The following is a 22,871-nucleotide window of genomic DNA, read 5'->3' as shown; positions in this document are numbered from 1 at the left end:
CCCGGGCTTGAAGGCTTGCGAGGCTGGTTGAACGGCTTGAAGAGCGCCGCTACCTGGGCCAAAAGGGCAGCCTGTTGACCCGCGAAATCAGCACATTACGCCCGTACTTGAAAAAATAATGTCGGACGCAATCTTTGGAGAATCCAGGGTTGCCAGAGACAAAAGGCGGCGCATTATAACCAGCGTTCCCGGATTCAGGGCACTGCGCACTGTAGTCATACAGAGAGGCATACTGTTAGCAGAGGAAAAATCTGCTAACAATGCACACCATGCGTACGGCAGCAGCTAAGCCATAATGCGCGCCGAGATCACAGGAGCTACTAAATGAGCAGCATTGCACAGCCAGCTGAAGGCGAAAAAATTCTCATCGTTGATGACGATCCGGGGCTCAACAGCCTGCTGGAGCGTTTCTTCACCAGCAAAGGCTACCGCGCCCGCGCTGTGCCAAATACTGAGCAGATGGACCGTTTGCTGGCGCGTGAGGTCTTCAACCTGATCGTTCTGGACCTGATGCTGCCCGGTGAAGACGGGCTCACTGCCTGCCGCCGCTTGCGTGCCGCAAACAATCAGATCCCGATCATCATGCTGACGGCCAAAGGCGATGAGCTGAGCCGTATCAAAGGTCTGGAGCTGGGTGCGGACGACTATCTGGCCAAGCCTTTCAACCCCGATGAACTGATGGCGCGCGTCAAGGCTGTATTGCGTCGTCAGGCAGCGCCGGTCCCTGGCGCGCCGGGCAGCGAAGATGAAAGCGTAACCTTCGGCGATTACGAGTTGTCTTTGGCCACCCGCGAACTCAAGCGTGGCGATGAAGTGCATATGCTCACAACCGGTGAGTTTGCCGTGCTTAAAGCATTGGTCATGCATGCCCGCGAGCCGTTGACGCGCGACAAGCTGATGAACCTGGCCCGAGGTCGTGAGTGGGATGCGCTGGAGCGTTCAATCGACGTTCAAATCTCCCGCCTGCGCCGCATGATTGAACCTGACCCGTCCAAACCCCGCTATATCCAGACGGTCTGGGGTGTAGGTTATGTGTTTGTGCCGGATGGCAACGCAACCAAATAATCAATCATTTGTAGGAGCGAGCCTGGCAGAAATCTGAGTACTGCCAAGGCTCGCGATTTCAAACTGTGCGAGTCTTGGAACTCACTCCTGCAAAGTGTAAAGACGTATGAAAACCCCGCTGTGGTTCCCCCAAAGTTTTTTCTCCCGCACCCTCTGGCTGGTACTGATCGTCGTCCTGTTCTCCAAGGCGCTGACACTGGTTTATCTGTTGATGAACGAAGACATGCTGGTGGATCGTCAATACAGCCACGGGGTGGCTTTGACTCTGCGCGCCTACTGGGCGGCCGATGAGGAAAACCGCAGCAAAATTGCCGATGCTGCCGGGCTGATTCGTGTGGTCGGTGGCGGTGTGCCTGAAGGCGAGCAGCATTGGCCCTACAGTGAAATCTATGAGCGGCAGATGCAGGCAGAGCTGGGGGGCGATACTGAAGTTCGTTTGCGCATGCATGCCCCGCCAGCGCTGTGGGTGCGCGCCCCAAGTCTGGGCGACGGTTGGTTGAAAGTGCCGTTGTACCCGCACCCGTTACGCGGTCAGAAAATATGGAGTGTGTTGGGGTGGTTCCTGGCCATTGGTTTGCTGTCGACCGCTTCAGCCTGGATTTTCGTCAGTCAACTCAATCAGCCCCTCAAACGTCTGGTATATGCCGCCCGTCAACTTGGGCAGGGACGCAGTGTGCGATTACCGATCAGTGATACGCCGAGTGAAATGACCGAGGTGTACAGCGCGTTCAACCAGATGGCCGAAGACGTCGAACAGGCAGGGCGTGAGCGGGAGCTGATGTTGGCAGGCGTGTCTCATGACTTGCGCACACCGCTTACGCGCTTGCGCCTGTCGTTGGAGCTGATGGGTAATCACAGTGACCTGACTGACGATATGGTGCGCGATATTGAGGACATGGACGCCATCCTTGATCAGTTCCTGGCGTTTATTCGAGACGGGCGCGATGAGCCGGTGGAAGAAGTTGACCTGGGTGAATTGATCCGCGAAGTGGTGGCCCCCTATAACCAGAACGAAGAGCAAGTGCGTCTGCGCTTGCAGCCCATCCAGCCGTTTGCGTTGCGCCGGGTATCGATGAAGCGCTTGCTCAACAACTTGATCGGCAATGCGCTGCACCATGCGGGCGGCGACGTAGAAGTTGCAGCTTATGTCTCGGGCGACAACAGCGCGCCGTATGTGGTGTTAAGTGTGATGGACCGTGGGCCGGGCATAGACCCGTCCGAGCTTGAAGATATCTTCAACCCGTTTATTCGCGGTGATCGTGCGCGGGGCGGCAAAGGTACGGGCTTGGGCCTGGCGATCGTCAAGCGAATCGCCTCCATGCACGGCGGCAATGTTGAACTGCGCAACCGTGCCGGTGGTGGCCTTGAAGCCCGGGTGCGCTTGCCGCTGGGGCTGATGTTGCCAAGAGGGGCGGTTTAACGCTGGGAAGCCCCGTAGCAGCTGCCGTAGGAACAAGGCTGCGTTCGTCGACGAAGTCGACGTAAAACCAGAGTGCACAGTTTATCTATAAGACCGTACCTTCAGGTTTTACGACGGCTTTGCCGCCGGACGCTGCCTTCGGCAGCTGCTACAGGGACGATTAGCCTTTGCCTTTGGTGCGGGTCATATTCGGGCCGCTGTTTTTTTCCAGATGCTCAATGATGATTCCGGCCACATTCTTGCCCGTGGTGGTTTCAATACCTTCCAGCCCCGGCGATGAGTTGACCTCCAGCACCAAGGGGCCGTGGTTGGAGCGCAAGATGTCCACACCCGCCACGCTCAACCCCATGACCTTGGCTGCACGAATGGCCGTCATGCGCTCTTCCGGGGTGATCTTGATCAGGCTGGCGCTGCCCCCGCGGTGCAGGTTGGAACGAAACTCTCCCGGTTTGGCCTGACGCTTCATGGCTGCAATGACCTTGTCACCCACCACGAAGCAGCGAATGTCGGCGCCACCGGCTTCCTTGATGTATTCCTGCACCATGATGTTTTGTTTGAGGCCCATGAAGGCTTCAATGACCGACTCGGCTGCTGTCGCGGTTTCGCACAGCACAACGCCGATGCCTTGTGTGCCTTCCAGTACCTTGATCACCAGCGGTGCGCCGTTGACCATTTCGATCAGGTCGGGAATATCGTCTGGCGAGTGAGCAAAGCCGGTGACCGGCAAACCCAGCCCGCGTCGCGACAACAGTTGCAGCGAGCGCAGTTTGTCCCGCGAGCGGGCAATGGCCACCGACTCGTTGAGCGGGAAAACACCCATCATTTCAAACTGGCGCAGTACCGCGCAGCCATAGAACGTTACGGATGCGCCAATACGCGGGATAACGGCGTCGAAGCCTTCCAGCGGCTTGCCGCGGTAATGGATCTGCGGCTTATGACTGGCAATGTTCATATAGGCCCGCAGGGTATCGATCACTACCATTTCATGGCCTCGTTCAGTACCGGCTTCAACCAGACGACGAGTGGAATACAGACGCGGGTTACGCGACAGCACAGCGATCTTCATGCAACACCTGTGGCAGAGGTAGTAGTGACCGGGAATACCGGCTTGTCTTGTACATATTTAAGCGCCGGGTTGACGACGAGTGTGCCATCAATCAGTGCTTTGGAGCCTAGCAGCAGGCGGTAACGCATGGACTTGCGGCAGGCGAGGGTGAACTCGACGGGCCACACCCGATCGCCCAGCGCCAGGCCGGTGCGGATCACATAGCGAACCTGTGTATGACCGTTTGAGCTTTTAATGGTTTTAATCGCCACCAAAGGGGCTTCGCAACGGCGATGGCGCAGTTGCACCAGCGTGCCCAAATGGGCATTGAAACGTACCCACTCGACACCGTCGCGCACAAAGGGCTCGATTTCGGTGGCATGCAGGCTGGAGGTACTGGCACCGGTGTCGATTTTCGCCCGCAGGCCAACGACTCCCAGATCGGGAAGCGCCACCCACTCGCGCAGACCGACAACGGTCAGATGATCAAAAGTCTTCAATAGTAGTAACCGGCGATTAACGTATACAGGCCGCAGGAGAACCCTGAGGCAACGCTTAAAGAGCGTAGGGCGGTATTCACGCAGAATATTGAGCAAATGGCGAACGTTATCTGCGCGCTGCAGTGTGCTGCCTGAATATGTCAGTTTGAGCAGGCAGGCATTCTATAGAAGAGTCATGTTTATGGACTCTTCGAAAACGGTAGTACAGTTCTGATTATTTAAATGAAGAGGGGTTCAAATGGCGCAAAAACCTGAAGAGGACGACAAGGTTCGTCTAGACAAATGGCTATGGGCAGCCCGCTTCTTCAAGACCCGCGCCCTGGCCAAATCTGCGATTGAAAGCGGCAAGGTTCACTGCCGCGGTGAGCGTTGTAAACCGAGCAAAGAGCCACGCCTAGGCGACGAATTGCAGATTCGGATCGGTCTGGAAGAACGCACGGTAGAGGTTAAAGCTCTGAGTGTGGTGCGTCGTGGTGCCCCTGAAGCCCAAGCCCTGTATGCCGAAACCGAGCACAGTATTGCCAAGCGCGAAAACGCGGCGGCCCTTCGTAAATCAGGCGCGATGGGCATTATCAGCGATGGCAAGCCGACCAAAAAGCAGCGCCGTCAGTTGCATCAGTTTCATGAGTCTGGTGGTGATGATTAAACCGGTTTGGGAGGCAGGCCAAACGTTTTCGTGTGAACCGTATGTCGATTGCCAGCGCGTCATGCCTTGTAACTGCCTGTGTGTGATGCCATATAAATCCATTAGACTCGAACCCGTTTAGTCACCTTTTTTAGAACCTAATTCCTATGTCCATGTCTCCGAAAACCGATTTCACCCAGCGTTTCATCTTCGACAACAGCGATACCCGCGGTGAACTGGCTTCGCTGGATCACAGTTATGCGGAAGTGCTGGCCAAGCACGCTTACCCAGAGCCGGTGCAGCAACTGCTGGGTGAGCTGATGGCTGCCGCTGCGTTGCTGGTGGGCAGCCTGAAGTTTGATGGCCTGATGAGCCTGCAAGCCCGTTCAGAGGGCCCGGTGCCTTTGTTGATGATTGAATGTACCAGCGATCGCGAAATTCGCGGACTGGCCCGTTTCAATGCTGAGCAGATTACGCCTGACGCCACGCTGGCTGACCTGATGCCTAACGGTGTGTTGGCCATCACTATTGATCCGGCGGTTGGCAAGCGCTACCAGGGTATTGTCGATCTGGACGGTAAAACCCTGTCCGATTGCTTCACCAATTATTTCGTGATGTCTCACCAGGTGCCGACCCGTTTTTGGCTCGCCGCTAATGGTAAACGCGCCCGTGGCATGTTGTTGCAGCAACTGCCTGCCGAAGTGATCAAGGACGAAGACGACCGCGCTGAAAGCTGGCAGCGCCTGAACATACTGGGCGATACCCTCAAGGTTGAGGAGCTGCTGGGCCTGGACAACGAAAGCATTTTGGTTCGCCTGTTCCACGAAGAAGAACTGCGCGTATTCGCCGACGAACGTATCGAGTTCAAATGCAGTTGCTCTCGCGAGCGCTCGGGTAATGCGCTGACAAGTCTGGGCCGTGACGATGCGCTCAATCTGGTTGTCGAACACGATGGTCACATCGAAATCGACTGCCAGTTCTGCAACGAGCGGTATTTGTTTGATGCCGCCGACGTTGACCAACTGTTCGCTGGCGCCGGTGTTGAGTCACCCTCCGATACTCATCACTAAAACGTTTCAGCCAAGGTAAAACTCCTGTCAAACCCCGTTCGCACGCGGTTCTGACAGGTGGGCCCTACTATTTTTGGGCTTTTCTGGCATAATCCGCCCCACTTTTTTCGCGGTAGTAGTGCAAACTTTTCTACTACAAAACGTTTGGCGCAATCGGCCAATGGCCGACGGGGAACCTCATGACGCAAGCTAATAAAGCCGTGTACACCGATCTGAGCATCGACGATCTGGTCAAAGAAGCGCTGAACCGTGGTGAAGGCGAGCTTGCCGACAATGGCGCACTGGTTGTTGAAACGGGCCACCGTACCGGTCGTTCACCTGCTGACCGCTTCATCGTTGAAGAGCCGACCACTCAGGCCGCAATCGCCTGGGGCCCGATCAACCGCAAGTTCCCGGCCGACAAGTTTGATGCCCTGTGGGACCGCGTCGAGGCGTTCAACAACGCGCAAGAGCATTTCGTTTCCCATGTACATGTAGGTGCTTCCGAAGACCACTACCTGGCCGTGAAAATGACCACTCAGACTGCCTGGCAGAATCTGTTCGGTCGTTGCTTGTTCATCAACCCGGCCCAGTACAACCCGGCCGGTCGCGAAGAGTGGCAAGTGCTCAATGTGGCCAACTTTGAGTGCGTGCCTGAGCGTGATGGCACTAACTCTGACGGTTGCGTGATCATCAACTTCGCCCAGAAAAAAGTGCTGATCGCTGGCATGCGTTACGCCGGTGAAATGAAAAAAGCCATGTTCTCGGTACAGAACTTTCTGTTGCCTGCGGCTGACGTACTGCCGATGCACTGCGCTGCCAACATCGGCGAAGAAGGCGACGTGACCCTGTTCTTCGGTCTGTCCGGCACCGGTAAAACCACCCTGTCCGCTGATGAAAGCCGTTACCTGATTGGTGATGACGAACACGGTTGGGGCGAAGGTGTGGTGTTCAACATTGAAGGGGGTTGCTATGCCAAGTGCATCGACCTCTCCGAGAAGAACGAGCCGGTTATCTGGAAAGCCATCAAGCACGGCGCTGTGCTGGAAAACGTGGTTCTCGACGACGCCAAACACCCTGACTATGCCGATGTCAGCCTGACCCAGAACAGCCGTGCGGCGTACCCGCTGGAGCACGTTGCCAAGCGTTCCGAGAAGAACCTGGGCGGCGAGCCTAACGCGGTGATCTTCCTGACCTGCGACCTGACGGGCGTACTGCCACCTGTGTCGATCCTCAGCGAAGAACAAGCCGCTTACCACTTCCTGTCGGGTTACACCGCGTTGGTGGGTTCGACTGAAATGGGTTCGGGCAGCGGCATCAAGTCGACGTTCTCTACCTGCTTCGGCGCGCCATTCTTCCCGCGTCCGGCGGGCGAATACGCTGAGCTGCTGATCAAGCGTATCCGTGGTTTCGGCTCCAAGGTTTATCTGGTTAACACCGGCTGGACTGGCGGTGGCTACGGCGTGGGCAAGCGTTTCAACATCCCGACCACCCGTGCGGTGATTGCAGCGATCCAGAGCGGCGCGCTGATTGGCGCAGAAACCGAGCACCTGGACATCATCAACCTGGACGTGCCGAAGGCCGTGCCGGGTGTTGAGACCGTATTGCTCAACCCACGCAACACGTGGGAAGACAAAGCGGCCTACGACGAAGCGGCCAAAGCCTTGGCTGGCCTGTTTGTCGAGAACTTCAAGAAGTTCGACGTCAGCGACGCGATCAAGGCTGCTGGCCCTAAGGCTTAAACCTTAGGCCAATGGGTTGATCCATAAAGAAGCCGCCTGAAAAGGCGGCTTTTTTGTGCCTGCGATTCACTCTTCAAGTGCCTGGGTATCCCAAGTCCCAGCGTTGATGGCTTGATACAACATGCCAATGGTGAGCGGCACTTTACCCTCACGACCTTTGGCTTTGCGCTTGAGGTGCGGGTCGTTTCCCGCAGGCTGGAAATAGCGATACGCATCGTAATCCGCCAGCTCCAGGCCAAAGTGCTGTTCCAGCGTTTCCATCAGGTGCTGGGCATCGCTGCCGTTGCAGCCCAGGTCCAGGTTGATGGCTGTTTGCAGGCTGACGGTCTTGTGCTCAGGTAGACCGATTTCCTCATGCAGCACCTGCATGAGTTCGCGCAAGGTGAGGGTGTCAGGCAAGTTGGCGGCGAGTTTCATCAGGTTGTATTCCTGTCCATGTGTGGATGGTCAATGAGCTATAGATGATGGGTGTTTCAAATAGCGCCTTTAAAGGTGCTTTTAAGGGTGCTATTTTAACTGTCTGTTGACCCCTTTAGCGTGTACTGGTTCGCGTCTGTCGCCAAAACCTACACGCCTGACAGATCGGTCACCCCTTAGATAAAGGCATGAGGCCCTACCATGACATTCGCCATGCTCGCTAAAGTTGCAGCGTCGGTAACAGATTTAAAGAAAGACCCTATGGGAACCTATCGCGAAAGCGGCGGCGATCCGATGGTCATTCTCAACCGTAACGAACCCGCTTTTTATATCCTTTCTCCGGAGCGCTATGAATTGATGCTCGAAATAATTGATGACGTTGAACTGGCAAGGCTAGTCAATGAAAGGCGAGGCAACCCTACTGTCAAGGTCGACATAGATGAGCTTATCGCCGCCGCCGAAAAAAACTGAAGGGGATGCAGAGGGTATCAATACCTATTCCCTAGAGTTTGTCATTGAAGCAAAAAAGGAACTGACAAAGCTGGATAAGGCACTCCAAGTCCAGCTGTTGAAAAAACTCAAGTCGCGTCTTTCATCGCCGCGAGTACCCTCAGCCAAGCTGCGCAACATGCCTGACTGTTACAAGATCAAACTGCGAGCCAGCGGGGTGAGGCTGGTGTATGAAGTCGTTGATCAGCGCCTGGTCGTTCTGGTGTTGGGAGTCGGCAGGCGTGAAGATTGCGCCGTCTACCTGTTAGCCAGCAAGCGCCTTCAATAACCTTCCCCTCGGCCCTGTATCATCCCCCCTCACTATGCCCCGACCTTTTCTCGATCTGTTGCAAACCCCTGTGTTAGCACCCGGCGTTTTGTAGCAATCAACGGAGTGACAGCGATGTACAACACCCTGGAACAGGTTTTCGGCTTTACCCAATTTCGTGCCGGGCAAGAGGCCGTTGTCAGTGCCGTGCTGGCCGGGCGTTCGGCGGCGGCGATTTTTCCGACAGGTTCGGGCAAATCGTTGTGCTACCAGTTATCCGCCCTGATGTTGCCGCACCTGACGCTGGTGGTGTCGCCCCTGTTGGCGCTGATGCAGGATCAGCTGGCGTTTTTGCAGCGCCACGGCATTGCTGCGGCGAGTATCGATTCGGCGCAAAGCCGTGAAGATGCCAGTGCGGTCATGGCCAAGGCCAAAGCCGGCGAGTTGAAGATCTTGATGATTTCGGTCGAGCGGCTGAAGAACGAACGCTTCCGTAACTTTTTACAACAAGTGCCCATTTCATTGCTGGTGGTGGATGAAGCGCACTGTATTTCCGAGTGGGGCCATAATTTTCGCCCGGACTACCTCAAGCTTCCCGACTACCAGCGTCAGTTCAATATTCCGCAAGCGTTACTGCTGACCGCCACCGCAACCCCTAATGTCATTGCAGACATGCAGACCAAGTTCGCCATAGACGAAGCCGATGTCATTACCACCGGGTTCTATCGCGCCAACCTTAATCTGTGGGTCGAACCGGTTACCGGCGCGGCCAAGCGCGCGCGTCTGGTGCAGTGGATGGGTGAGCGCCGCGGTCAGCCGAGTATCGTGTACGTGACCCTGCAAAAAACCGCCGAGCAGATCGCCGAACACCTCAGCCAGCACGGTATCAGCGCGAACGCCTACCATGCCGGCATGCCCCACGATCAGCGTGAAAACATTCAACGCCAGTTTATGGAGGGGCGATTGAACTGCATCGTCGCCACTATCGCGTTCGGGATGGGCATCGATAAAAGTGATATTCGCAACGTGGTGCATTTCGACTTGCCCAAGTCGATTGAAAACTACAGTCAGGAAATCGGCCGCGCCGGGCGCGATGGTCAACCTTCGGATTGTCTGGTACTGGCCAACCGTGACAGCCTTAACGTGCTGGAAAATTTTGTGTACGGCGACACACCCGAGCTGCAAGGGATCCGCTACGTGCTTGACGAGTTGAGTGCGGCAATCCCCGAAGGGCAGTGGGAGTTCATGCTGCTGCCGCTTTCGGACAAGAGCAATATCCGTCAGCTACCGCTTAAAACCTTGTTGGTACAACTGGAACTGCGCGGGCTGATTGCCCCACGTTATGCCTACTTCGCTGAATACCGCTTCAAGTTTTTGATTGAGCCCGAGGCGTTGCTGGCTCGTTTTGAGGGTGAGCGTCAGCAGTTTGTGTCGGCCATCATCCAGACCTCCACACGCGCCCGTACCTGGGCCACGGTGAATTTCGACACGCTGTATAACCAGCATCAGGCCGACCGCAATCGAGTGGTCAAGGCGCTGGATTATTTCCAGGAGAAGGGCTGGATCGAGCTGGAAAGCAAGCAGATGACCGAGGTGTATAGCCTGCTGGTGTCGCAGTTTGATGCCGAGGCGCTGAGCCTGGAGCTTCATCAGTATTTCACCGCACATGAGCGCGGCGAGATTGTGCGAATTCACGCCATGCTGGCGCTGTTTTCCAGTGAAACGTGCCTCAGTTATCGACTGGCGCAGTACTTTGGCGACGAGCAGGCGCCGCAACAGTGTGGTCATTGCTCGGTGTGCGCCGGGGAGGTGGCGCAGTTGCCTGAGCCGCCACCGTTAACGCCGCTTGTGGATAAAAACTTCGAATCCCTGTGTGGCGCTTTTATCCACAGGCATCAGGAATACACGGCAAGTTATCCCCCGGCGGAACGCTTGACCCGGTTTCTATGCGGGATCAGCGTACCGATGTTCACCAAAATGAAAGCGCGTGCCATTGCGGGCTTCGCCTCACTGGAAAACTATCCCTATGCCGATGTTCGGCGGTGGGTCGAACAACACTCCAGGGGCTAATCCAACAACTCTCGCCGCACGCTTTTTTCATCGGCATTGGCCTCAACGTGCGTCAGGCGGCCATCGGTATTCACTGCGATTCGCACAAAGAAGACAGACATCGGCAGCTCCTTGCTTGTAATTTGTATATACATATACGCACGTTTGCCTGCCCGCTAAACTCCGGCAAGCTGCGTCCCTTATGTCTCAACAAGGATTGCCTGTGTCGACCTCGCCCGACATGCCACTGCTGGCTGCCCACATGGGCGATAGCCCTGCGCCCCTTTACGCCCGTGTAAAGCAGATGATCACTCAGCAGATCCAGAGTGGAAATTGGCCACCCCATTACCGTGTGCCCTCCGAAAGCGAGCTGGTCAGCCAGCTGGGTTTCAGCCGCATGACCATTAACCGGGCGCTGCGCGAAATGACCGCCGACGGTTTGCTGGTGCGCATGCAGGGCGTGGGCACCTTTGTGGCCGAGCCCAAAACCCAGTCCGCATTGTTTGAAGTGCACAACATCGCCGATGAAATTGCTGCACGTGGGCACCAGCACACCTGCAAGGTCATCAGCCTGGCTGAAGAAACTGCAGGCTCGCAGCGTGCTGCTGTGCTCGACATGCGCGAAGGGCAGAAAGTGTTTCATTCGCTGATCGTGCATTACGAAAACGGTATTGCTGTGCAAATCGAGGACCGTTTCGTCAACGCCCAAGTCGCGCCGGAGTACCTCAAGCAAGACTTCACCGTGCAAACCCCCTATGCCTATTTGTCTCAAGTCGCCCCCCTGACGGAAGGCGAGCATGTGGTCGAAGCCATTCTGGCTGACCCTGAAGAATGTGCATTGCTGCACATCGAGCCGGGGGAGCCCTGCTTGCTGATTCGTCGTCGTACCTGGTCAGGTCGTCAGCCGGTCACCGCCGCCCGCTTGATTCACCCCGGTTCTCGTCATCGTCTCGAAGGGCGCTTTAGCAAATAGGAGGAGGGCACACGAGCCGCTACAAGCGCGATGCCCTTCAAAATAGGCAGTCGCTGCCAAGGATTAGCGCCCTCCTGCACGCCCCAACGTGTTACCGAGTGCCCCAGAACACTACCAATCGCCCTCCAGTAACACCCGTTGTCTATGCCTCTCGCTTGCACCCGATCAATTTCAAGACGCTGATCCGCCTTTATTCAGGGGGCTTCACGCCCGGTCTGAATAATTTGTTGGAGCGTTCGCTGGCGTTGGTCATGTACTTGCATATGCTTGTATGTACAAGTTCATGACGGCGCGTTGAGACCTTTCCCGTTCAGCGCTTCTGCCTACCGCTGAGGAGTGACCTGTGACTTCAACGACCCCACAAGCGCCAGCCGATTTCACTCGTCGCCGTGAAGGTGAAATACGCGCCGCCCGCGGTACTCGGCTCACGGCCAAAAGCTGGATGACCGAAGCCCCGCTGCGCATGCTGATGAACAACCTCGACCCGCAGGTGGCAGAGAACCCTGCAGAATTGGTGGTGTATGGCGGTATTGGCCGGGCCGCACGTAATTGGGAGTGCTACGACAAAATCGTCGAAAGCCTGACTAACCTCAACGATGACGAGACGTTGCTGGTGCAGTCGGGCAAGCCGGTTGGCGTATTCAAAACCCATAGCAATGCGCCACGGGTCTTGATCGCCAACTCCAATCTGGTGCCGCATTGGGCCACGTGGGAGCACTTCAACGAACTCGACGCCAAAGGCCTGGCCATGTACGGCCAGATGACGGCGGGTAGCTGGATCTACATCGGCAGTCAGGGGATTGTGCAGGGCACGTACGAAACCTTCGTTGAGGCCGGTCGCCAGCATTACAACGGTAGCCTCCAAGGCAAGTGGGTGCTGACCGCTGGTTTAGGCGGCATGGGCGGTGCTCAGCCATTGGCGGCCTCCTTGGCTGGGGCCTGCTCTCTGACTATTGAGTGCCAGCAGAGTCGCATCGATTTTCGCCTGGCCACGCGTTATGTCGATGAGCAAGCCAGCGATCTGGATGACGCTCTGGCCCGTATCGCCCACTACACCGGCGACGGAAAAGCTATTTCTATTGCCCTGTGCGGTAACGCCGCAGAGTTGTTACCCGAAATGGTTCGCCGTGGCGTGCGCCCGGACATGGTTACCGACCAGACCAGCGCTCACGACCCGCTCAATGGTTACCTGCCCAAAGGCTGGACGTGGGAGCAGTACCGCGCCCGTGCCGTGACCGATCCGGCTGGGGTGGTCAAAGCCGCCAAAGCGTCGATGGGCGAACACGTCCAAGCCATGCTGGCTTTTCAGAAGGCCGGTATTGCGACCTTCGACTACGGCAACAATATTCGCCAGATGGCCAAAGACGTAGGCGTCGAAAAGGCCTTCGACTTCCCCGGGTTTGTGCCGGCCTATATCCGGCCCTTGTTCTGCCGGGGTGTCGGTCCTTTCCGTTGGGTGGCGTTGTCGGGTGATGCTCAAGACATCTACAACACCGACGCCAAGGTTAAAGAACTGATTCCTGACGATGCGCATCTGCACAATTGGCTGGACATGGCCCGCGAGCGCATCAGCTTCCAGGGTTTGCCGGCGCGTATCTGCTGGGTCGGGTTGGGTCAGCGGGCGAAGCTGGGGCTGGCCTTCAATGAAATGGTGCGCAGCGGCGAGTTGAAAGCGCCGATCGTGATTGGTCGCGACCATCTGGACTCCGGTTCGGTGGCCAGCCCCAACCGTGAGACTGAATCGATGCAAGACGGCTCCGATGCGGTGTCCGACTGGCCGTTGCTGAACGCCTTGCTCAATACCGCCAGCGGAGCAACCTGGGTGTCCTTGCACCACGGCGGCGGTGTAGGCATGGGGTTCTCGCAGCATTCCGGCATGGTCATCGTGTGCGATGGGACGGATGAGGCAGCACAACGTATTGCCCGCGTACTGCACAACGACCCGGCCACGGGGGTCATGCGCCACGCCGATGCGGGTTATGAGATGGCCATCGACTGCGCTAACGCACAGGGTTTGAACCTGCCGATGATTAACGGCTGATAACGCGTTGAAATTTCGTCCATGCACGCCAAGGAGTTCACCGTGTTTGAGTTAAACCTGATCCCCGGCCAACTGAGCCTTGCCCAACTGCGTGATATTTATCAGCGGCCCGTGATCCTGCGTCTTGACGACAGCGCCAGTGCGCCGATTGAGGCCAGTGTGGCGTGCGTTGAGCACATCCTTGCCGAGAACCGCACCACTTACGGTATCAACACCGGTTTTGGTTTATTGGCTTCAACCAAAATCGCCAGCCAAGACCTGGAAAACCTTCAGCGCTCACTGGTGCTTTCCCACGCGGCGGGTGTTGGCGAGCCCATCAGCGACGATTTGGTGCGCCTGATTATGGTGCTCAAGGTCAACAGCCTCAGCCGAGGCTTTTCAGGGATTCGTCGCCAGGTGATCGACGCCTTGATCGCCCTGATCAATGCCCAGGTCTACCCGCATATCCCGCTAAAAGGTTCGGTCGGTGCCTCGGGTGATCTGGCGCCGTTGGCGCATATGTCGCTGGTGCTGCTGGGCGAGGGCAAAGCGCGCTACAAGGGGCAGTGGCTGGACGCAGTCAGCGCCCTGAAACAAGCGGGTCTTGGGCCTCTGACGCTGGCCGCCAAAGAAGGGTTGGCCTTGCTCAATGGCACTCAGGTGTCCACCGCTTATGCCTTGCGCGGCCTGTTTGAAGGCGAAGACCTGTTTGCGGCCGCCATGACCTGCGGCAGCCTGACGGTTGAAGCCGTGCTGGGTTCGCGCTCACCGTTTGACTCGCGCATTCACGCCGCACGTGGCCAACGCGGGCAAATGGATGCGGCGGCTATTTACCGGGATTTGTTGGGCGAGAGCAGCGAGGTGTCCTTATCCCACAAAAATTGCGACAAGGTGCAAGACCCGTACTCCCTGCGCTGCCAGCCACAAGTGATGGGGGCGTGTCTGGCCCAACTGCGCCATGGCGCCGAAGTGCTGGGTATTGAAGCCAACGCCGTGTCAGATAACCCGCTGGTGTTCGCCGAGCAGGACGATGTGATCTCCGGCGGTAACTTCCACGCTGAACCCGTCGCCATGGCAGCTGACAATATGGCGCTGGCGATTGCCGAGATCGGAGCGCTGAGCGAGCGCCGCATCTCGTTGATGATGGACAAACACATGTCTCAATTGCCGCCGTTTCTGGTGGCCAATGGCGGCGTTAACTCCGGGTTTATGATTGCTCAGGTGACCGCGGCCGCGCTGGCCAGCGAGAACAAGGCGCTGGCGCATCCGCACAGCGTTGACAGCATTCCGACGTCGGCCAATCAGGAAGACCACGTCTCTATGGCGCCGTCTGCGGGCAAGCGCTTGTGGGAAATGGCTGAAAACGTACGCGGCGTATTGGCTATTGAATGGTTGGCAGCGTGTCAGGGACTGGATCTGCGCGTCGGCCTGAAAACCTCACCCAAGCTCGAAATTGCCCGCACCACCTTGCGCAGCAAAGTCGCGCACTACGACAAAGATCGTTTTTTCGCGCCGGATATCGAGCGTGCTCTGCAACTGCTGGCCACGCGCTGTCTGAACGATCTACTGCCGGTTGGCATTTTGCCTAGTCTGTAGCGTTAAAGGCTGGCGTCTCAAACAAGGAAGGCTTGAATGAAAACCCTTTGGCAGCACTGCAATGTCGCAACCATGGCCGATGGCACTTACTCGATTATCGAGGATGCGGCCATCGTGACGTACGAGGGGTTTATTGAGTGGATCGGCCCACGTGTGCACGTGCCGGAGGCCGAATACGCACAGACCCACGGGCTGGAAGGTGCTTGGGTGACGCCGGGGCTGATTGACTGCCACACCCACGCGGTATTTGGCGGCAACCGCAGTGACGAATTCGAGCAGCGTCTGCAAGGGAAGAGTTATGCCGACATTGCCGCCGCCGGTGGTGGTATTGCCAGCACCGTACGGGCCACCCGTGCAGCCAGCGAAGATGAGTTATTTGACAGTGCCCGTCAGCGCTTGAACGGTTTACTGCGCGATGGCGTGACCTGTGTCGAAATCAAATCCGGTTATGGTTTGTGCCTTGAGAGTGAGCGCAAAATGTTGCGCGTAATTCGTCGTTTAGGTGCGCAATTGCCGATCATCGTTCGCAGCACCTGCCTGGCGGCCCATGCGTTACCCCCGGAGTACAGAGGTCGCGCGGATGATTACATCGAGCACATCTGCACTGAAATGTTGCCTGCACTGGCGGCCGAAGGGCTGGTGGACGCGGTGGATGCGTTCTGCGAGCACCTGGCGTTTTCCCCTGCGCAGGTCGAACGCGTGTTCAAAGCGGCCCGGCAACTGGGCTTGCCGGTCAAACTGCATGCGGAGCAGTTGTCGTCGTTGCACGGATCCAGTTTGGCGGCGCGGTATAGCGCATTGTCGGCCGATCATTTGGAGTTTATGACCGAAGAAGACGCCATCGCCATGGCCCGCTCGGGCACCGTGGCGGTGCTGTTGCCGGGCGCTTTCTACTTTCTACGTGAAACCCGGCAGCCGCCGATCGAAGCCTTACGCAAGCACGGGGTGAAAATCGCCATCGCCAGTGACCTCAATCCGGGTACATCGCCTGCGTTGTCGTTACGCCTGATGCTGAACATGGCCTGCACCCTGTTTCACATGACGCCAGAAGAAGCTTTGGCGGGCGTCACCCAACATGCCGCCACGGCGCTAGGCATGGGCGAGACTCACGGCTCGCTGGAACCGGGCAAGGCGGCTGATTTCGTCGCCTGGAACATTGATCGCCCGGCCGACCTGGCCTATTGGCTGGGCGGTGAGTTGGACAAACGCGTTGTGCGCAATGGTATTGAGCAGTAGGAGAAGCGTGTGGACAAGGTTCTGACGTTTACGAGGCCGTGTGCCCTTGCTGATCAGCATGCCCCACGCTGGCTTGAAGTTGACGCCTGAGGCGTACAGCCAGGCTCAAGCAATTGCTGGCGCGGATGGTTGAGTGGGGTGCCAAGGTCAAAAGCCCCTCACCCTAACCCTCTCCCAGAGGGAGAGGGGACTGAACGGTGGTGGATGCTAGTTTTGTACCTATCAGCTCCACTTTCCTGAAGAAGGAGAGGGGACTGAATAGTGGAGGATTCAAATCTTGCATAAATCAGCCCCCTCTCCCTCTGGGAGAGGGTTGGGGTGAGGGCCGGCCTGTGAACCCGATCCAAAGCCCGTGCCCCCGACTAAGCGAATGCTCATTCCGACAATCGGGTTTATGATGCCAGACGGCAACATTTTCCAGCCTTCCCCATGGAGTGCGTAATGCAGACCTTGTTCCCGCAGATCAAACCTTACGCCCGGCATGAACTGGCTGTTGACGGGCCGCATGTGCTGTACGTTGACGAAAGCGGTACCCCCGATGGCTTGCCGGTTGTGTTTATCCACGGCGGGCCGGGGTCGGGCTGCGATGCCAATAGCCGCTGTTATTTCGATCCGGGCGTGTATCGCATCATTACCTTCGATCAGCGCGGGTGCGGACGCTCAACACCCCATGCCAGCCTCGATCGCAACACCACCTGGGACCTTGTCGCCGACATGGAGCGGATTCGTCTGTTCCTGAACATCGAAAAGTGGGTGTTGTTTGGCGGGTCTTGGGGTTCCACCTTGGCGCTGGCCTATGCACAAAGCCATGCGGAACGCGTTCATGGCCTGATTCTGCGCGGGATTTTTCTGGCCCGGCCGCAAGAAATCGAATGGTTTTATCAAGCGGGCGCCAGCCGGATTTTCCCGGATTATTGGCAAGATTACATTGCGCCTATCCCCGAAGACGAACGCCATGATTTGCTGACCGCCTTTCACAAACGCCTCACCGGCAACGACCAGATTGCCCAGATGCACACGGCTAAAGCTTGGTCGAGCTGGGAAGGGCGTGCCGCGACCTTGCGCCCCAATCCGCAAGTGGTTGAACGCTTCTGTGATCCGCATCGGGCGCTGTCCATCGCTCGCATCGAATGCCATTACTTTGTGAACAACGCCTTTCTGGAGCCCAATCAACTGTTGCGCGACATGCACAAGATTGCCCATCTTCCGGGTGTGATCGTACATGGCCGTTACGACATGATCTGCCCGCTGGACAACGCCTGGGCGCTGCATCAGGCGTGGCCGGGCAGCGAACTGCAAGTGATTCGCGAGGCCGGGCACGTGGCTTCAGAACCGGGCATTACCGATGCGTTGGTGCGCGCCACCGAGCAAATGGCCAGCAGCCTGCTCAACTTGCAGCCGGACGAAGCATGAAGGGATTATTGCAACGTGTTTCGGGTGCACGGGTAGAAGTCGCAGGAGAGGTTGTCGGGTCTATTGATCAGGGTTTGCTGGTGCTGGTTGCCGTCGAACCCGGTGACACACAAGCCAATGCCGACAAGCTGTTGCACAAGCTGCTCAATTATCGTGTGTTCAGTGATGCAGACGGCAAGATGAACCTTTCTTTAAGTGATGTTGCCGGAGGGCTGCTACTGGTATCGCAGTTTACGTTGGCGGCCGACACCCAAAGTGGCTTGCGGCCGAGCTTCTCAACGGCAGCCCCACCTGCACTGGCCGAAACGTTATTCAATCATCTGCTCAGTGAGGCCAAACGGCTTCATCCAGCGGTCGCATCAGGACGATTTGGGGCCGATATGCAGGTGCATTTGGTCAACGATGGGCCTGTTACATTTCTGTTACAAACTTAAAACGTTAAAAAACCCCGTTTTAACGTGAAAACAGTCGTTTTTCACGTGAAATACTTGCTGACAGTAGATGCGTTGTCACGCGGGCTGCTAGATAATCCCACGTTACATAGAGACTAATCCGACGCCCTAAAGGAATTATTTATTCCCTGAGGAGTCGGAACAGTGCTCGCCAACCCGGCTGTAGATCGCTGGCCGTTGGTTTCATCATCTGTTTTCGGCGAGGTTGCTCGTGATTGTTAGACCATTAAATGCACCAAAAATGTCTGCCAAGCGGTTACGCAACGCACTGGTGACGGGCTCAGCGCTTTTCTGCTTGCTCGGTGCGGGTCAACTGTGGGCCTTCAGTCTGGATGACGTGGCGGCTGAGGCGAAAAGCCTCGCTGAACAGAAGTACCAAGCACCGCGCAGCAATTTGCCCAAAGAATTCCGCGACATGAAGTTCGCGGACTACCAAAAAATTCAATTCAACCGAGAAAAGGCCCAATGGGCGGGCGATAAAACCCCGTTCAAACTGTCCTTCTATCACCAGGGCATGCACTTCGACACGCCGGTGAAAATCAATGAAGTGACCGCCACCAAGGTTGAAGAGATCAAGTACGACGCCAGTCGTTTCGATTTCGGCGACGTCAAATTTGACCCTAAAGCCACTGAAAACCTGGGCTGGGCGGGTTTCCGCGTGCTGTATCCGATCAACAAGGCGGATAAGCAGGACGAAATCATGACCATGCTCGGCGCGAGTTACTTCCGCGTTGTGGGCAAAGGTCAAACCTATGGCCTGTCGGCCCGTGGCATGGCAATCGACACCGCATTGCCGTCGGGTGAAGAGTTTCCGCGTTTTACCGAGTTCTGGATCGAGAAGCCAAAGCCGGAAGACAAGCATCTGGTGATTTTCGCTCTGCTGGACTCGCCTCGTGCGACCGGCGCTTACCGCTTTACCCTGCGCCCTGGCGTGGACACCGTGGTGGACGTGAAGGCGCAAATGTTCCTGCGTGACAAAGTGGGCACCCTGGGCATCGCTCCGTTGACCAGCATGTACCTGTTCGGCGCCAACCAGCCGTCCAAAGTCCTCAACTACCGTCGCGAACTGCACGATTCGTCGGGTCTGGCCATTCATGCCGGCAACGGCGAGTGGATCTGGCGCCCGCTGAACAACCCGAAACACTTGTCGGTCAGCAACTTTGCCGTCGAAAACCCGCGTGGTTTCGGCTTGCTGCAACGTGACCGTGACTTCAGCAATTACGAAGACCTTGATGACCGCTACGACAAGCGTCCAAGCGCGTGGATCGAGCCTCAAGGTGATTGGGGTAAAGGCTCTGTTGATCTGGTAGAAATCCCTACCGCTGACGAAACCAACGACAACATCGTTGCCTTCTGGAGCCCGGACACCCTGCCTGAGCCGCTCAAGCCTTTCGACTTCGCCTATCGCCTGCACTGGACGCTGGACGAAGCCGCTCTGCACCCGACTGACAGCTCTTGGGTCAAACAAACCCTGCGCTCTACCGGTGACGTCAAGCAATCCAACTTGATCCGCCAGCCGGATGGCAGCGTGGCTTACCTGATCGACTTTGAAGGCCCTTCGCTGAGCAAACTGCCTGAAGACGCTGCGGTACGCAGTCAAGTCAGTGTGGGTGACAACGCTGAACTGGTTGAAAACAACGTGCGTTACAACCCTGAAACCAAGGGCTGGCGCTTGACCCTGCGGTTGAAAATCAAAGACCCGAGCAAGGCCACGGAAATGCGTGCTGCGTTGGTTCAGGATGTCGAGCAGGCCCCTGCGGCCAAGCCGGCAGCCCCTGTCACCAAGGCTGAGAAAGCCGCAGCCAAGGCCCATGACAAGCATGCCAAGGACGCCAAAACCCCTGCGGCCGACGCAGCCCCTGCCACCCCGGAACCGGTGAAGACTGAAAAAGTCCTGACCGAGACCTGGAGCTACCAGTTGCCTGCCGATGAGTAATGTTCAAGCACGGCCAGACTCGCTTGCTGAGTACCTGGCACACTTGCCACTGAGCGAGGAGCAGCGCGCCGAACTGGCCGACTGCACCTCGTTCGATGAGCTGCATGCGCGTTTGTCGGCGCATACCGACGTGGAAACTGCCGAGGCCGCACAGGCCTCGGTGGGTTCGCGCCTTAAACTGACCTCGGCGGCTGAATTCGAAGAAGCAGAAATGCTAGTACTCGATGCCGGCGGCCGAGTGATGCTCAAGGCTACGCCTCCGATAAAACGCACCAAAGTGGTGCCCGAGCCGTGGCGTACCAATATTTTGGTACGCGGTTGGCGGCGGCTGACCGGGCGTAGCAATCCGCCCAAGCCGGCCATTGACGAGCGCGTTCTGCCCAAGGCTCGCTGGCGTACGGTGGGTTCAATCCGCCGTTATATCCTGCTGATCTTGATGCTGGGTCAAACCATCGTGGCCGGTTGGTACATGAAAGGCATCATGCCGTATCAAGGCTGGGCCTTCGTGGATCTGGACGAAGTGCTCCACCAGCCGTTGATGCAGACTGCGGTGCAAGTGCTGCCTTATGCCTTGCAGACCAGCATTTTGATCCTCTTCGGGATTCTCTTCTGCTGGGTGTCGGCGGGTTTCTGGACGGCCCTGATGGGCTTCCTTGAGTTGCTGACAGGGCACGACAAATACCGCATTTCTGGCGCCAGCGCTGGCAATGAGCCGATTCCTGAGCAGGCACGTACCGCGCTGGTCATGCCGATCTGTAATGAAGACGTGACCCGGGTTTTCGCCGGTTTACGGGCAACCTACGAATCGGTCGCGGCCTCGGGTGATCTGGATCGCTTCGACTTCTTCGTCCTCAGTGACAGTAACGACCCGGACATTTGTGTCGCCGAGCAACAGGCGTGGCTGGATGTTTGCCGCGAAACGGAAGGCTTCGGCCGGATCTTCTATCGCCGTCGTCGCCGTCGTGTGAAGCGTAAAAGTGGCAACCTGGACGACTTCTGCCGTCGCTGGGGCGGCGACTACAAGTACATGGTGGTGCTCGACGCGGACAGCGTGATGAGCGGTGAATGCTTGACCAGCCTGGTGCGCTTGATGGAAGCCACGCCAGATGCCGGCATCATTCAGACCGCACCACGTGCGTCGGGCATGGACACCTTGTATGCACGCATGCAGCAGTTTGCGACGCGGGTATACGGGCCGCTCTTTACCGCCGGTCTGCACTTTTGGCAGCTGGGTGAATCCCACTATTGGGGTCACAATGCCATTATCCGAATGAAGCCGTTTATCGAGCACTGCGCCTTGGCGCCGTTGCCAGGTAAAGGGGCTTTTGCGGGCGCGATCCTGTCCCACGACTTTGTTGAAGCAGCGCTGATGCGCCGTGCCGGTTGGGGTGTATGGATTGCCTATGACCTGCCGGGCAGCTACGAAGAATTGCCGCCAAACCTGCTGGACGAACTCAAGCGTGACCGCCGTTGGTGCCACGGTAACTTGATGAACTTCCGCCTGTTCCTGGTTAAAGGCATGCACCCGGTGCACCGTGCGGTATTCCTGACGGGCGTGATGTCGTACCTGTCAGCACCGTTATGGTTCTTCTTCCTGTTGCTGTCGACGGCCTTGTTGGCGGTCAACACGCTGATGGAACCGCAGTACTTTATGGAGCCGCGTCAGCTGTATCCGCTGTGGCCACAATGGCACCCGGAAAAAGCAGTTGCGCTGTTTTCGACCACTATCGTCCTGTTGTTCCTGCCCAAACTGCTCAGCATCATTTTGATCTGGGCCAAGGGCGCCAAGGAGTTTGGTGGCAAGTTCAAAGTCACGCTGTCGATGCTGCTTGAGATGCTCTTCTCGGTACTGCTGGCACCGGTGCGCATGATCTTCCACACCCGTTTTGTACTGGCCGCGTTCCTCGGCTGGGCAGCGACCTGGAACTCACCGCAACGTGACGACGACTCAACGCCGTGGAGCGAAGCGGTACGTCGGCATGGCCCGCAGACCCTGTTGGGTGCCGCGTGGGCTGCCTTGGTGCTGTGGTTGAACCCAAGCTTCCTGTGGTGGTTGGTGCCGATTGTCGGTTCGTTGATGCTGTCGATCCCGGTGTCTGTGATCTCCAGCCGGGTCAAGCTGGGCCTGAAGGCGCGTGACGAGAAACTGTTCCTGATTCCTGAGGAATACGCTCCGCCGCGTGAACTGTCGGCGACTGCTGAATACACCCACGAGAACCGCTACCACGCGTTGCTCGACGGTTTTGTTCGGGCCGTGGTTGACCCGCAACAGAACGCATTGGCCTGCGCTTTGGCGACCTCGCGTCACCGTGAAGCCGAGCCGATTGAGTGGCTGCGCACCGAGCGTGTTCGCCACGCGCTTAAGGTCGGCCCGACTGGGCTCAGCAACAACGAGCGCATGGCGTTGCTCAGCGACCCCGTAGCCTTGGCGCGTCTGCACGCGTTGGTGTGGAACGAAGCGCATGAAGGCTGGCTCAGTGCCTGGCGTGAGTCGGTGAATGGCGACGCTCACGCGCCTTTATTGCCGTTGCAACCCGCGGCTTGAGTGAAATTTCGCCCGCTCTGACCGGAGCGGG

19 protein-coding genes and 1 pseudogene are annotated in these 22,871 nt (G+C 57.4%); 17 read left to right on the top strand and 3 right to left on the bottom strand.

Translation table 11 applies throughout. The annotated features are described in order from the left end of the window. Nucleotides 1-324 precede the first annotated feature (324 nt). Both ompR and EQV93_RS12790 read left to right on the top strand, forming a co-directional pair. A complete protein-coding gene (gene ompR / locus EQV93_RS12795) occupies nt 325-1,065 on the top strand; it encodes an osmolarity response regulator transcription factor OmpR (RefSeq protein WP_122785244.1) in 741 nt (246 codons plus the stop codon). Between the two features lie 106 nt (nt 1,066-1,171). After that, a complete protein-coding gene (locus EQV93_RS12790) occupies nt 1,172-2,485 on the top strand; it encodes an ATP-binding protein (RefSeq protein WP_122785243.1) in 1,314 nt (437 codons plus the stop codon). A 160-nt stretch (nt 2,486-2,645) separates the two neighbouring features. On the opposite strand, the gene rimK is transcribed toward EQV93_RS12790, so the two are convergent. Together rimK and rimB are read right to left on the bottom strand one after the other, a co-directional pair. Beyond that, on the bottom strand, nt 2,646-3,551 hold the full coding sequence (gene rimK / locus EQV93_RS12785) for a 30S ribosomal protein S6--L-glutamate ligase (RefSeq protein WP_048364596.1): 906 nt from the start codon (nt 3,549-3,551) through the stop codon (nt 2,646-2,648). Then, a complete protein-coding gene (gene rimB / locus EQV93_RS12780; RefSeq protein ID WP_122785242.1) occupies nt 3,548-4,030 on the bottom strand; it encodes a retropepsin-like aspartic endopeptidase RimB in 483 nt (160 codons plus the stop codon). Before rimB ends, rimK begins: the two co-directional genes overlap by 4 nt. 238 nt (nt 4,031-4,268) lie before the next feature. Here rimB and EQV93_RS12775 point away from each other — a divergent pair, with 238 nt between their 5' ends. From EQV93_RS12775 to EQV93_RS12765, 3 genes are all read left to right on the top strand, one after another. Then, nucleotides 4,269-4,676 (top strand): RNA-binding S4 domain-containing protein, encoded by a 408-nt coding sequence (locus tag EQV93_RS12775; protein ID WP_122785241.1) that lies wholly within the window; start codon nt 4,269-4,271, stop codon nt 4,674-4,676. A gap of 146 nt (nt 4,677-4,822) precedes the next feature. Next, complete coding sequence (gene hslO, locus EQV93_RS12770) at nt 4,823-5,725, top strand: Hsp33 family molecular chaperone HslO (protein WP_122785240.1); 903 nt, start codon at nt 4,823-4,825, stop codon at nt 5,723-5,725. 179 nt (nt 5,726-5,904) lie between these two features. Next, on the top strand, nt 5,905-7,446 hold the full coding sequence (locus EQV93_RS12765) for a phosphoenolpyruvate carboxykinase (RefSeq protein ID WP_122785238.1): 1,542 nt from the start codon (nt 5,905-5,907) through the stop codon (nt 7,444-7,446). Nucleotides 7,447-7,512: 66 nt separating this feature from the next. Here EQV93_RS12765 and EQV93_RS12760 read toward each other — a convergent pair whose 3' ends face one another. Continuing rightward, nucleotides 7,513-7,863: a DUF1493 family protein gene (locus tag EQV93_RS12760; RefSeq protein ID WP_146384921.1), complete on the bottom strand. Its 351-nt coding sequence runs from the start codon at nt 7,861-7,863 to the stop codon at nt 7,513-7,515. A gap of 201 nt (nt 7,864-8,064) precedes the next feature. Here EQV93_RS12760 and EQV93_RS12755 point away from each other — a divergent pair, with 201 nt between their 5' ends. The 12 genes and pseudogenes from EQV93_RS12755 (at nt 8,065) to mdoH (ending at nt 22,840) form a co-directional block, all read left to right on the top strand. After that, nucleotides 8,065-8,334, top strand: a complete 270-nt coding sequence (locus tag EQV93_RS12755) for a type II toxin-antitoxin system Phd/YefM family antitoxin (protein ID WP_199751012.1) — start codon at nt 8,065-8,067, stop codon at nt 8,332-8,334. Next, nucleotides 8,303-8,641: a type II toxin-antitoxin system RelE family toxin gene (locus EQV93_RS12750; protein WP_146384920.1), complete on the top strand. Its 339-nt coding sequence runs from the start codon at nt 8,303-8,305 to the stop codon at nt 8,639-8,641. The genes EQV93_RS12755 and EQV93_RS12750 overlap by 32 nt, the downstream gene beginning before the upstream one ends. Before the next feature lie 114 nt (nt 8,642-8,755). Continuing rightward, the gene (locus EQV93_RS12745; RefSeq protein WP_240891686.1) at nt 8,756-10,690 is read left to right on the top strand and encodes a RecQ family ATP-dependent DNA helicase; all 1,935 of its coding nucleotides are present in this window, start codon (nt 8,756-8,758) and stop codon (nt 10,688-10,690) included. 220 nt (nt 10,691-10,910) lie between these two features. Continuing rightward, nucleotides 10,911-11,642 carry a histidine utilization repressor gene (hutC, locus tag EQV93_RS12740; RefSeq protein WP_122785393.1) on the top strand — a complete coding sequence of 244 codons (732 nt, stop codon included), beginning with the start codon at nt 10,911-10,913 and terminating at the stop codon, nt 11,640-11,642. Between the two features lie 343 nt (nt 11,643-11,985). Further along, entirely contained in the window at nt 11,986-13,683 is a 1,698-nt protein-coding gene (hutU, locus tag EQV93_RS12735; RefSeq protein WP_240891685.1) for a urocanate hydratase, read from the top strand. Nucleotides 13,684-13,725: 42 nt separating this feature from the next. Then, nucleotides 13,726-15,258, top strand: a complete 1,533-nt coding sequence (gene hutH / locus EQV93_RS12730) for a histidine ammonia-lyase (protein WP_442968884.1) — start codon at nt 13,726-13,728, stop codon at nt 15,256-15,258. Between the two features lie 36 nt (nt 15,259-15,294). Continuing rightward, on the top strand, nt 15,295-16,494 hold the full coding sequence (hutI, locus tag EQV93_RS12725) for an imidazolonepropionase (protein ID WP_240891683.1): 1,200 nt from the start codon (nt 15,295-15,297) through the stop codon (nt 16,492-16,494). Between the two features lie 9 nt (nt 16,495-16,503). Then, a pseudogene (locus tag EQV93_RS22460) lies at nt 16,504-16,582 on the top strand (N-formylglutamate deformylase); the annotation flags it as partial. 353 nt (nt 16,583-16,935) lie between these two features. Beyond that, nucleotides 16,936-17,907 carry a prolyl aminopeptidase gene (gene pip / locus EQV93_RS12715; protein ID WP_146384910.1) on the top strand — a complete coding sequence of 324 codons (972 nt, stop codon included), beginning with the start codon at nt 16,936-16,938 and terminating at the stop codon, nt 17,905-17,907. Beyond that, complete coding sequence (dtd, locus tag EQV93_RS12710) at nt 17,904-18,341, top strand: D-aminoacyl-tRNA deacylase (protein ID WP_240891682.1); 438 nt, start codon at nt 17,904-17,906, stop codon at nt 18,339-18,341. The genes pip and dtd overlap by 4 nt, the downstream gene beginning before the upstream one ends. A gap of 229 nt (nt 18,342-18,570) precedes the next feature. Further along, nucleotides 18,571-20,295 (top strand): glucan biosynthesis protein G, encoded by a 1,725-nt coding sequence (locus EQV93_RS12705; protein ID WP_122785229.1) that lies wholly within the window; start codon nt 18,571-18,573, stop codon nt 20,293-20,295. Further along, nucleotides 20,288-22,840 carry a glucans biosynthesis glucosyltransferase MdoH gene (mdoH, locus tag EQV93_RS12700; protein ID WP_240891681.1) on the top strand — a complete coding sequence of 851 codons (2,553 nt, stop codon included), beginning with the start codon at nt 20,288-20,290 and terminating at the stop codon, nt 22,838-22,840. The genes EQV93_RS12705 and mdoH overlap by 8 nt, the downstream gene beginning before the upstream one ends. Nucleotides 22,841-22,871: the final 31 nt, after the last annotated feature.

The organism is Pseudomonas sp. TMW22091 (genome assembly GCF_022496705.1).
Taxonomy (GTDB): domain Bacteria; phylum Pseudomonadota; class Gammaproteobacteria; order Pseudomonadales; family Pseudomonadaceae; genus Aquipseudomonas; species Aquipseudomonas saxonica.
This window is presented reverse-complemented; position numbering and strand designations above follow the sequence as displayed.